Origin of the sequence: Jatrophihabitans sp., assembly GCF_036389215.1 — a bacterium.
Lineage (GTDB): Bacteria > Actinomycetota > Actinomycetes > Mycobacteriales > Jatrophihabitantaceae > Jatrophihabitans_A.
This window is the reverse complement of the sequence record NZ_DASVQG010000201.1, coordinates 1-11,415: the sequence shown is the minus strand read 5'-3', so window position 1 is coordinate 11,415 and position 11,415 is coordinate 1. Positions and strand designations below refer to the sequence as shown.

The 11,415-nt window shown below is 71.4% G+C and carries 11 protein-coding genes and 1 pseudogene; all 12 read right to left on the bottom strand.

Annotation, left to right across the window (positions count from 1 at the left end; all coding sequences use genetic code 11):
• Positions 1-478, bottom strand: a 478-nt coding sequence (locus VF542_RS10890) for a histidine phosphatase family protein (RefSeq protein WP_408651730.1), incomplete at its 3' end; no start/stop codon positions are given.
• A complete protein-coding gene (gene rsfS / locus VF542_RS10885) occupies positions 478-906 on the bottom strand; it encodes a ribosome silencing factor (RefSeq protein ID WP_408651729.1) in 429 nt (142 codons plus the stop codon). The genes rsfS and VF542_RS10890, both read right to left, overlap by 1 nt.
• Positions 907-973: 67 nt before the next feature.
• Positions 974-1,576 carry a ribosome hibernation-promoting factor, HPF/YfiA family gene (hpf, locus tag VF542_RS10880; RefSeq protein ID WP_408651728.1) on the bottom strand — a complete coding sequence of 201 codons (603 nt, stop codon included), beginning with the start codon at positions 1,574-1,576 and terminating at the stop codon, positions 974-976.
• Between the two features lie 164 nt (positions 1,577-1,740).
• Positions 1,741-2,268 carry a ComF family protein gene (locus VF542_RS10875; RefSeq protein ID WP_408651727.1) on the bottom strand — a complete coding sequence of 176 codons (528 nt, stop codon included), beginning with the start codon at positions 2,266-2,268 and terminating at the stop codon, positions 1,741-1,743.
• A 230-nt stretch (positions 2,269-2,498) separates the two neighbouring features.
• A complete protein-coding gene (locus VF542_RS10870) occupies positions 2,499-4,220 on the bottom strand; it encodes a hypothetical protein (protein WP_408651726.1) in 1,722 nt (573 codons plus the stop codon).
• Between the two features lie 188 nt (positions 4,221-4,408).
• A complete protein-coding gene (gene mtrB, locus VF542_RS10865) occupies positions 4,409-6,091 on the bottom strand; it encodes an MtrAB system histidine kinase MtrB (RefSeq protein WP_408651725.1) in 1,683 nt (560 codons plus the stop codon).
• Complete coding sequence (gene mtrA / locus VF542_RS10860) at positions 6,088-6,777, bottom strand: MtrAB system response regulator MtrA (protein ID WP_408651724.1); 690 nt, start codon at positions 6,775-6,777, stop codon at positions 6,088-6,090. Before mtrA ends, mtrB begins: the two co-directional genes overlap by 4 nt.
• Positions 6,778-6,857: 80 nt before the next feature.
• Positions 6,858-8,045 carry a mannose-6-phosphate isomerase, class I gene (gene manA / locus VF542_RS10855; RefSeq protein WP_408651731.1) on the bottom strand — a complete coding sequence of 396 codons (1,188 nt, stop codon included), beginning with the start codon at positions 8,043-8,045 and terminating at the stop codon, positions 6,858-6,860.
• Between the two features lie 23 nt (positions 8,046-8,068).
• A complete protein-coding gene (locus tag VF542_RS10850) occupies positions 8,069-9,010 on the bottom strand; it encodes a cation diffusion facilitator family transporter (RefSeq protein WP_408651723.1) in 942 nt (313 codons plus the stop codon).
• 186 nt (positions 9,011-9,196) lie between these two features.
• A complete protein-coding gene (locus tag VF542_RS10845) occupies positions 9,197-10,330 on the bottom strand; it encodes an SIS domain-containing protein (RefSeq protein WP_408651722.1) in 1,134 nt (377 codons plus the stop codon).
• A complete protein-coding gene (locus tag VF542_RS10840) occupies positions 10,327-10,566 on the bottom strand; it encodes a Trm112 family protein (protein WP_408651721.1) in 240 nt (79 codons plus the stop codon). Before VF542_RS10840 ends, VF542_RS10845 begins: the two co-directional genes overlap by 4 nt.
• Positions 10,567-10,582: 16 nt before the next feature.
• Positions 10,583-11,415: pseudogene (gene manB, locus VF542_RS10835) on the bottom strand (phosphomannomutase/phosphoglucomutase); the annotation flags it as partial.

Here is an 11,415-nt window from a genome sequence, read left to right as displayed (position 1 = left end):
CGAGCAGCGCGGCGGCCAGGCACATCGAGGTGGCCCCGTGGCTGACCAGCACCGTGAGCTCCACCTCGGGCAGCTCGCCGAGTGCCTTGACGGCCCGGGTGGCCACCTCCTGCCGGCTCTCCCCTCCCCGGCGGGTCACATCCCGCCCGGCCAGCCGGTCGGCGAACTCCTCGGGATAGCGGGCCTGCTCCTGGCTGCGGGTCAGCCCCTGCCAGTGGCCGAGGTGGCGCTCGCGCAGCCGCGTGTCGTACATCAATTCCTGACCGGTCAGGGCAGCGATCTTCTCAGCGGTCTGCTTCGCCCGTCGCAGGTCCGAGGAGACCAGCAGATCCGGATCCATCGCCGCGATCAGGGCCGCGGACTCCAGGGCTTGAGCCAGGCCCACCTGATCCAGTGGCGGGTCCTCCTGGCCCTGGTACCGGCGTTCGGCGTTCCAGGCGGTCCGGCCGTGCCTGAGGATGACCAGCCGGCGCAGCACTAGGCCTCGTCCGCCTGACCCGCTCCACCGACTCGGGATGAGCTGCCCGCGACCGGCGGCCGGCCCTTGTCAAGCTCGTCGAACTCGATCTGCGGGCAGTCCTTCCAGAGCCGTTCCAGGGAGTAGAAGACCCGCTCCTCGGCATGCTGGACGTGCACCACGATGTCGGTGTAGTCCAGCAGCACCCACCGGCCGTCGCGTTTGCCCTCGCGACGCAACGGCTTGGTACCGGCCAGCCGCAGCTTCTCCTCCACCGAGTCCACGATTGCCTCGACCTGCCGCTCGTTGCTGCCGGTGACGATCACGAAGACGTCGGTGATGGCCAGCCGGTCGCTGACGTCGATCAGCACGATGTCGGTGGCGAGCTTGTCCGCGGCAGCGTGCCCGGCGATCCGGGCGAACTCGATGGCGGTGTCGGTAGCAGTCATGATCGCCCAGAATACCGGGCGATCCGGCCCGGACTCACCCGATGACCGGGTACCCCGTCCGGTCCGGTCACTCGACCAGCCGGATTACCCCGTAGTCATAACCCTTGCGCCGGTAGACGACGCTGGGGTGCCCGCCCTCGGCATCGGCGAACAGGTAGAAGTCATGGCCTACGAGTTCCATCTCGAACAGCGCCTGGTCGATGGTCATGGGCTTTGCCGGATGCTCCTTCTCGCGCACCACCCGGCCCGGCCCGTCGGGTGGTTCGTTGTCCTCGGCGAGGCCGTCGGATGCCGCGACGCTGACCGGCTCCGGCTCGATCAGGGCACCGGTCGCGGCGGCGACCGAGGTGGGTGTGTGCCGGCCGTGGTGTACCCGGCGGCGATCGGCTGCCTGCCGGAACTTGCGCGCCAACCGCTCGACGGCGAGGTCGAGGGCCTTGTAGAAGTCTGCCGCGCTGGCCTCCACCCGGACCACTGGCCCGCGGACCCGGCAGGTTATCTCGACCCGCTGGCAGATCTCGGACTGCCGGGGATTCTTCTCGTGGAGGAGTTCGACGTCGGCCCGGATTATCCGGTGGTCGTAACGCTCAACTCTGGCTAGCTTGTCCGCGACGTGTTGCCGGTAGTGATCGGGCACCTCGACGTTGCGGCCCCTCACGACAATTTCCACGCGACCTCCTGGCTGCTCGAGATGTCGCCAGCGGCAACCGGCTGGACGGGCCCTTCCCCCGGCTGGCCCGCCAAGCGCCCGGCTGACTGGCGCCTATTTCGGTAGGTCATGTGAACGCTAGCCCTTCGGTCTGGATCTGCCCAGTTGAAACGTGCCGCCGTGGGTCACCGGAGCGGCCGGCCGCGGTGCTCGGCCCGGCGCAGCTTGGTGGCGGCGATCACGGCGGCGCCGCAGACCTGCCAGCCGGCTGCCTGGAGGGCACGCGAGGCCTCGGTGAGGGTGGCTCCGGTGGTGACGATGTCGTCGACGATCAGCACCGGACGTTCGCTGATCACCGGGATCGCACGCATCCGGTGGGCCAGGTTGGCCGAACGCTGGGTTGCCGACAACCCGGCCGAATCACGGACCCGGCCAGGCAGCCGGAGCGCCGGCAGCACGTCCAGACCGTGCTGCGGAGCCACCTCGGCAACCAGTCGGAGCAGGTGGTCACCGCCGCGCTGGCGGGCCGCTGACCGGCTGGAGGGAACCGGCACCAGGAGTGGCTGACCGGTCGGCCCGCCGAACTGCTGACGACCGACATCGACGGCATCGGTGAGGTAGGCCGCCAGCGGCCCGGCCAGCGCCCGCTGGCCACGCTCCTTGAAGGCCAGCAGAGCGCTGCGCAGCCCGCCGCCGTACTCGCCGGCTGCCACGACCGGCGGCACCGAAGGCAGCCCGACCTCCCCGGGTTCTGAGGCAGGCCGGCAGGCCGGGCACCACAGCGGCCCGCCCCGCCCGCAACACACGCAATGGGCCGGCAGCATCAGCTCGAGCAAATCCGGCAATAGCCTCACAGGAAGTAGTTTGCCGTATGGAGGGCTGTGATGGAGGCCGGCCCGCGGAATGTGGATAACAGCGTTTCAGTGGCTAGGGCGCTGGAGGACTAGGGCGCGTAGACCGGGTTGGTGCCCTGGGTCGGGGTGTTGCCCGGGAACGAGACCCACGAGGGCTCGCGCAGCGTCCAGATCGAGTCACTGGCCGAGACCAGCGGCAGCTGTTGCGACACGGCGGCGATCGAGGTGGGGGCGCCCGGCAAACCGATGTTGGTCAGCGAGTCGAGCGCCGAGCCGTCGGACATGACCTGCCAGACCCGGGTCTCGTCGTTCGGCGCCCGCGCCACCATCAGCAGCTTGGTGGCATCGGCCCAGGCCACGTCGCTGACGACCAGCCGGGCCGGGGTCAGCGGCTCGAACGAGTCGATCCGGACGTCGCTGGCGGAGGTGACCACCGAACCCATCCAGGCCGAGGTGGTCCCGTCCGCTGCTCGCAGCACAGCCGCCAGCCGCACCCCGTCCGAGCTGAACCGCAGCGCCAGCACCTGGCCGGGCGGCAGCCCGCCGACCGGTGAGGTGATCGAGACCAGCCGGGGAACACCGTCCGGGCTGATCCGGAAGATCAACCCCTTGGTGCCGACGCCGATCCAGGCGTCCCCGACGTGCGGCCGCCACTCCGGACGGCTCAACGCGCCGGGGGGCAGTTCCACCCTGGACAGCTTCGTGGTGGAGCCCATCTGCAGCGTGTTGCCGGCCACCGCGGCGACCTGCAGGTCACCGGCTTTATTGCGGCGCAACGCGACCGAGGTCAGCGCGCGGCCGGGCTGGCCGAGCACGCCGGCGACCGGCTTGTTCTCGATGCCGTCGATCACCGCGCCGTCGCGCAGGAAGTAGGGCCGGACGCCGGGCGCCACGCTGTCCGGGCTCGCGGAGGAGAACGTCACCGCGGCGAAGGTCGCACCCCGCGCGGCCGGGATCAGCACCGGGCGCCCGGAATCGGTCAGCTTGAACTGGGCGCCGGGCAGGAACCGGATCTGGCCAAGGGTGTAGGCGAGCTGAGCGGCCAACCGGTCACGCCCCTTGCCGTCCAGCTGGCTGGTGCTGGGCATCTCTACGACGATCGGGTCGCTGTCGACCACGGTGGGCCGCCCGACCTGGTCGGGCGCCTCGTTGATCACCGCCTGCGCGAGCTCCGGGCGCGGTCCGGCTACCAGTGCCGCGAGCAGCCAGGTTGCCAGCGCCTGCCCGTTCAGCGCGCAGTAGCGGACGTCGGGCACCAGGGTGGCCTCGGCCGAGTCGAAGAAGTACAGGCTGCGGGGCCGGTAGGACGATGTGAAGGCCGACTGCCTCATCAGCACGCCGGGCTGCAACTCGTTGATGCGCCACTCTCCCTCGACCTGTGTCAGGTTGAAGGTGAACGTCTCCAGGTCTCCGACGCCGGTGCCCTTCAGCGAGGCGCTGTACACGCCGGTGGCATCCAACTGGCCGACCCGGTGCCCGGTGACCTCGATAGTGGCGCCCTGGCCGGTGAACGTCGGCAGTTTGACGGTGGTCTCGTCGACCACCGTCACGGTGCTGTCCTGCCACTTGCGGGCCGCGGCGGTGGTCAGGAACTGCCTGGACTGGGAGTGCCCGGCGTCGGCGGCCACCCCCGCGGCCAGGAAGTCGTGGACGATGTCGCGGGGCTCGGACCCGGCACGCGGTGTCGCATTCGGCTGCGGGCCACCCGGGTTGCTCCGATCGACGGTGCGCACCACCAGCGGCGCCGAGTCGGTAGGCACACCGGTGCAGCCGGCCAGCAGCAGCCCGGCCGTCACCAGCGCGGCCAGCAACCAGTTGCGGCTCAGGCTGAGGGAGCATCGCAGCGAGGAACGAGCGAGGAGCGGACCGAAGTGGCGGCTCAGGCTGAGGGAGCATCGCAGCGAGGAACGAGCGAGGAGCGGACCGAAGTGGCGGGTCAGGCTGAGGGAGCATCGCAGCGAGGAACGAGCGAGGAGCGGACCGAAGTGGCGGCTCAGCTTCACGCCAGCACCTCCGGCGGCTCCAGAACCCCCGACGGCTCCCGTACCTCCGGTGGCTCCAGCGGCAGCGGCGAACTGTTCAGCGGACCACCGGCAACCCGGGGCAGCGTCATCCGGAACACCGCGCCCCGGCCGCGCGCGCCCCAGGCCTGCAGCCACCCGTGGTGCAGCCGGACGTCCTCCAGGCTGATCGCCAGGCCGAGCCCGGTCCCGCCGGTCAGCCGGCTACGCGAGGGATCTCCGCGCCAGAAGCGGTTGAAGACCAGGGCCGCCTCACCGGGCCGCAGGCCGACGCCCTCGTCGCGCACCGTCACCGCCACCGAGGCCTCGTCCGCGCCGATCCGCACGGTCACCGGCCTGCGCTCAGCGTGGTCCAGGGCGTTGCCGAGCAGGTTGCGCAGCACCCGCTCGACCCGGCGGGCATCCACCTCCGCGAGCACCGGCCCGTCGCCGAGGTCGGTCCGCAGCTCCACCCCGTGCCGGGCGGCAAGCGGCTGGGCGGCCGTCACCGCCCGCTCCACGATCCCGCGGATGTCGACCTGTTCGGTCTCCAGGCGCGCCGCGCCGGCGTCGTAGCGCGAGATCTCCAGCAGATCAGCCAGCAGGCTCTCGAACCGGTCCAGCTCGTTGGTCAGCAGCTCGGCCGAGCGGGCCAGTTCCGGAGCGAAGTTGTCCCGGCTGGCGTAGAGCAGCTCGGCGGCCATCCGGATGGTGGTCAGCGGGGTCCGCAGCTCGTGCGAGACGTCGGAGGTGAAGCGCTGCTGCAGCCGTGACAGGTTCTCCAGCCGCTGGATCTGCTGCTGCAGGCTGTTGGCCATGTCGTTGAACGACTCGCCCAGCAGCGCGATGTCGTCCTCACCGGTGACCCTGATCCGCTCGGACAGCTCACCGCCGGCCAGCCGGCCGGCGGTCTGCGCGGCCACCCGGACCGGCCGGACCACCTGGCGGGTCACCAGCGCGGCGATGGCCGCGACCAGCAGCACCAGCGCGAGCCCGGCGATCAGGACGGTGCGCTGCACCAGTCCCAGGGTCTTCTGCTCAGCGGTCAACGGGAACAGGTAGTACAGCTCGAAGGCACCGGCCTGGGTGGTCAGCGGCTGGCCCACGATCAGGCCGGGCACCTCACCGGACTGCCCGGGCATCCGGACCGGGGCGTACTGCACGGCCATCGTCCCCCGGTCGACCTGGCGGCGAAGCTCGTCCGGGACTGGCTGGGTGGCCGGCAACTGCCGGTTGACGACCTGGTCGGCGGCGCGGACCACCTTGGTGAACAGCGCACCGCCGAGCACCCCGGAGGACCGGGTGGGGTCGGAGGTGATCTGGTCGACCGCCTGCCGGATTCCGTTGATGTCACCGGGGGTGAGCCCCTCGAACTGCGCGGTGGCCGCATCCAGGCCGAGCGAGGCCTGGCTGATCGAGGCGTCGCGCTTGGCCTTCAGCACACCGTTGCCGATCTGGTCCACCAGGAACAGCCCGATCAGCAGGACGATCAGGCCGGTGACGATGGTGGTGGTCGCCGCCACCCGCAATTGCAGCGAACGGCGCCAGGCGGCCGACAGCGGCGCCATACCCAGCCGGGCCTGGCGGTCCAACCAGTCGGTGGTGCCCTGCAGGCGCTGGCCCAGTCGGGACGGCAGCGCCTCGACCCCGCCCGGGACCGGGCCTCGTGCGGCTGGGTTCACGGCGGCCCGGCTTTGTATCCGACGCCGCGGACGGTCAGCACCACCTCGGGGCGCTCGGGGTCGCGCTCGACCTTGGACCGCAGTCGCTGCACGTGCACGTTCACCAGCCGGGTGTCGGCGGCATGCCGGTAACCCCAGACCTGCTCCAGCAGCACCTCGCGGGTGAAGACCTGCCGCGGTTTGCGGGCCAGCGCCACCAGCAGGTCGAACTCCAGCGGGGTCAAGGAGATCTGCTCGCCGTCCCGGGCGACCTGGTGGGCCTGGACGTCGATGCTGACCGGCGAATCCGGCGGCCCGATCAGCAGGGTCTCCCCGCCCGCCTCGTCGTAGCGGCGCAGCCGGGCCCGCATCCGGGCGGTGAGCTCCTTGGGCTTGAAGGGCTTGACCACGTAGTCATCGGCGCCGGATTCCAGGCCCAGCACCACGTCGACGGTGTCGGTCTTGGCCGTCAGCATGATGATCGGGGTCCCCGACTCCGCCCGGATCGCGCGGCAGACGTCGATCCCGCTCATGCCGGGCAGCATCAGGTCCAGCAGCACGATATCGGGCTTGACCTCGCGAAAGGCCGACAGCGCCCTGGAACCGTCGGGCACGAACGCGGGCTCGAAACCTTCCGTGCGCAACACGATGCCGAGCATCTCGGCGAGGGAGGAGTCATCGTCGACTACCAGAACGCGGGGCTTCATGGGTCCTATCGTGGCACCTTGATCGCTGAACCGCTGGCAGGACGCCCCACGGTCGGAGCCACCGCTATCTTACCTTCGGATCACAGGTTGGTACTGACCACGAAGACCTGGCCGGTACCCGAGACGGTGCAGGCGGGTTCGCCCGGAGCGACGTACACCGATTCCCAGGGCTGGATCCGCCGCCGCTCCGTCCCGCAGGTCAGGCTCACCTCACCGTCGCCGCTCAGCACCAGATGCGGTCCCTCGGAAGGCAGCAGTCCTACCTCGCCCGCTATCGGGTCCAGCACCGAGAGCCGGAAGTCGGGCACCGGCACCTCGAACACCCGCTGGCCCTCGGCCGGCCGGCTCGGATGCCGGCGAGGGTCGGCAACGCTGCTGAAGTCGGCCACCCGCAGCAGTTCCGGGATGTCGATGTGCTTGGGCGTCAGCCCGCAGCGCAGCACGTTGTCGCTGTTGGCCAGGATCTCGATGCACATGCCCCGCAGATAGGCGTGCACGTTGCCGGCGCCCAGGTAGATCGCCTCGCCCGGAGCCAGCCGGACGTAGTTGAGCAGCAGGGCCAGCACCGCCCCGATGTCGCCGGGAAAGTCCGCCGCGGCCAGTGCGGCGGCCCGGGCCGGCTCCGCCCACGGGCCGTCCCGCTCGGCCAGCCGCCGGCAGCCGGCAACCGTCGCCTCGACCAGCCGCTCGCGGGCCTGGCCGGTCAGGCTCAGCAGCGTGGTGAAGGTCGCCCGCAGGCCGTCCTCACCGGCCAGCAGCGGCAGGTAGGCCGCCAGTTCCGGCACCTGCAGGGCGTCGAGCAGTTCCAGGGTGGCCGGCACCGGGCGGAATCCGCAGAAGGCCTCGAACTCGGTCAGGGCGTAGGCCAGCTCCGGTTTGTGGTTGGCGTCGCAGTAGTTGCGCCCGCCCGTCCCGCGGGGCACGCCGGTGGCTTCCTCGGCCTCGAAGCCGGCCTCGGCCTGGGCCCGGCTGGGATGCACCTGCATGGACAGCGCCCGGTCGGCTGCCAGCACCTTCATCAGGAACGGCAACCGCGGACCGAACGCCGCCAGGTTCGCCTCGCCCAGCCACCGCCGCGGGCACTGGCCGATCAGCTCGTCGAGCGCGGGCCGGTCCGGGTGCTCGGACCACCGCGACGGCTGGTCGGGATGCGCGCCCATCCAGAGCTCGGCGACCGGCCGGCCGGTCGGCGCGACGCCCAGCAGCCGGGGAATGGCCTCGACCGAGCCCCAGGCGTACTCACGGATCCCGTTGTCCAGCGCGATCAACCGCGGCTGGTTCTGAACCGAGGTCATCCGGCGGCCCCGTCGGCAAGCTCGGGACGGTAGAGGTCGGGCTCCAGGTAGATCACCCGGGCAGCCGGCTCGGCGGACCTGACCCGAGCCTCGGCGGCGTCGATGGCGGAGGCGACGTCGGCGAGGGAACTGTCCGGCGCCATCGACACCTTGGCCGCGACCAGCACCTCGTCCGGGCCCAGGTGCATGGTCCGGTGATGGATCACCCCGGTGATGCCGCTGGCCGAATCTCCGACCAGGGCGGCTTCGATCCGCGACACCGCCGCGGGGGTGGCCGCCTCGCCGAGCAGCAGGCTCTTGGTCTCGATGATCAGGATCACCGCCACCGCGATCAGCAGCACGCCGATCGCGGCGGTGCCGATGCCGTCCCAGACCGGCTGGTCCAGCAGCGCGCTCAGCCCGACGCCGAACAGTGCCAGGGTCAGCCCGATCAGGGCGGCGAAGTCCTCCAGCAGCACGACCGGGAGTTCAGGGACCTTGGCCCGCCGGATGAACTCCGGCCAGCTGGAGTCGCCCTTGGGACCGCGGGACTCGCGGATGGCGGTGCGGAAGGACAGCGACTCCAGGATGATCGCCACCACCAGCACGCCGATCGCGATCTGCGGTGAGTCGACATGGTGCGGGTCGGTGATCTTGTGGATGCCCTCGTACAGGGCGAACAGCCCGCCGACGGTGAACAGCACCAGGGCCACCAGGAACCCGTAGACATAGCGGTCCCGGCCGAACCCGAACGGGTGCTCGGCGGTGGCCCGCCGCTTGGACTGGCGGCCGCCGAGCAGCAGCAGTCCCTGGTTGCCCGAGTCGGCCAGCGAGTGGACGGCTTCGGCCAGCATCGAGGAGGAGCTGGTGATCAGGAACGCGATGAACTTGATCAGGGCGATGCCGAGGTTGGCCAGCAGCGCCGCCACCACCGCCTTGCTGCCGCTGTGGGCGCTCATGCCGTCCCCCCGCTCTTCGCGCGAGCGCTCATCGCCGGCTTCGCTCCGCTCCTCGCTTCGCTGCGATGCTCACTCATGCCGTCCCCCCGCTCTTCGCGCGGCGCGGGCGGTTCGCGGCGCACCCGGTGCCGGCGCACCGGATGGCGGTGCGGGCGACAGCGGTGCGGGCGGTGGCGGTACGGCGGTTCAATGTGGCAGCTCCCCTAGTCTCGGTGCGGACGGATCGATTCCCCGGGCCAATGCCAGATAGGTCGCGGCGAAGTCGCCGGTGGCCGAGGCAGCGGCGAAGCGGACCAGCGGCGGCGCGGCGGGCACCAGGATCCGGGAGCTGCCGATCCCGCGGCTGGCGGCCAGGCCGGCAAGGGCTGACCCCGCGCGCCGGCCGGCGTCGTCGCCCAAGCCGTCCCACTGGGTGTCCGGCTGCTCGCCGTAGCGGTCGTCGTCACCGATCAGGACCAGCCGGGGCCGCACGCTGGGCTCGGACACCCGGTCGGCGAAGAAGTCGGCGTCGGTGGCCGCGAACTCGAGCAGCGAACCGATCCGGGCGACGTCGTCGGGCAGCGCCGCGGCCATCGCCGTGGAGCCCCCGATCAGCTGGACAGCGCCGGCGAACCGCCGGGCGGCCACGGTGGCGGTCCGGCCGATGCCGGCGATCACCGGTACCGACTCGGCCAGCTCGGCCGCCAGCAGCTTCGCGGGTCCGGTGTAGGCCGAGGAGTCCGGCCGGTCGATCTCGGCGACCCCGTCCAGGCTGTCGGCGACGCCGGCCAGCAGGTCAGCGGTCGGTGCCAGCCCGAGCGCGTCCAGCGCCTGCAGGGCCGGTGTCGCCAGCGCCCACCACACCGCCCGCGGGGGTACCGAGCCCAGGTAGCTGACGTCGGCGACCGGATGCCGGCCCGCCGCGGCGGCCACCGGTGACCGGACGGGGGCTGCCACCGCCACCGCCATCCCGCGCCGGTCGGCCTGGGCGACCAGCTCAGCCAGCCGGGGATGCCGGCCGTCGGCCGACACCGCTATCAGCGCGTCGGCGGGACCGGCCCAGCGAGGCAGGATCGGCTCACGCCAGTCGATCACCGGCGCATCGCCGGAGGCCAGCGCGTCCAGCAGGCTGGACAGGTACGGAGCGGCGGCGTCCGGGGCCACCAGCACGGCGCGCGGAGCCGTCGAGCCGCGCAGCCGGTCCACGCCGAACTCCCCGGTCGTCTCCACGGCACGGCGCACCTGGGCTCCGGCCCCGGCCAGCGCGCGCAGCAGGCCGCCACGATCGGCCTCGATCAGCGCCTGCGGGTCATCCAGCAGTTCGTGCTGAAAGGAGTTCACCCCGTCGCCCCGGACGGCTGGCCGGCGGGCGGGGTGGGGTCGGTCGCGGGATTGCCGAGGCCGCGCGGCCCGGGTACCGCCTCATCGGCGAGCAGCACCGGTATGCCATCGGAGATCGGAAACCGGCTCAAGCAGGACGTGCAGACCAACTGCTCACCCTCAGCGGTGGTCTCCAGCCGTAGCGGGGCATGGTCAGCGCTGGGGCAGGCCAGGATCGAAAGCAGGTCAGCCGACATGGGCACAGGGGATCTCCTAGGACCGGATCACGGCCAGCGCCTCGTCGCGAACTGCGGCAAGCGCGGCACTGGTAGGGGCTTCGACGTTGAGCCGCAGCAGGGGTTCGGTGTTCGAGGACCGGACGTTGAGCCAGGAGCCGTCCACCAGCTCGATGGTGAGGCCGTCCAGGCCGTCGGTGGCCGCCGTCCGGTCGGCGAAGTGCTCGCGCACCGCGGCCACCCGGTCGGCCTGGTCGATCACCTTGGAATTGATCTCACCCGAGGCGTGGTAGCGCTCGTAGCCGGCGGTCAGCTCGGCCAGCGTGCCGTCCTGCTCCCCCAGGGCCGCCAGGACGTGCATCGCCGCGAGCATCCCGGTGTCGGCGCGCCAGAAGTCGCGGAAGTAGTAGTGCGCCGAGTGCTCACCGCCGAATACCGCGTCGGTCACTGCCATCTCGGCCTTGATGTAGGAGTGCCCGACCCTGGTCCGGACCGGCCGGCCACCGTGCTCGGCGATGATCTCCGGCACCGCCTTGGAGGTGATCAGGTTGTGGATGACCGCCGAGCCCGGCGCCTTGGCGAGCTCGCGGACCGCGACCAGCGCGGTGATCGCGCTGGGCGAGACCGGGTTGCCGTCGGCGTCGATGACGAAGCACCGGTCGGCGTCGCCGTCGAAGGCCAGCCCGATGTCGGCCCCGTGCTCCGTGACGGCCGCCTGCAGGTCCACGAGGTTCGCCGGCTCCAGCGGGTTCGCCTCGTGGTTCGGGAACGACCCGTCCAGCTCGAAGTACATCGGCACGATCTCCAGCGGCAGCCCGGAGAGGACGACGGGCACCGTGTACCCGCCCATGCCGTTGCCCGCGTCGACGA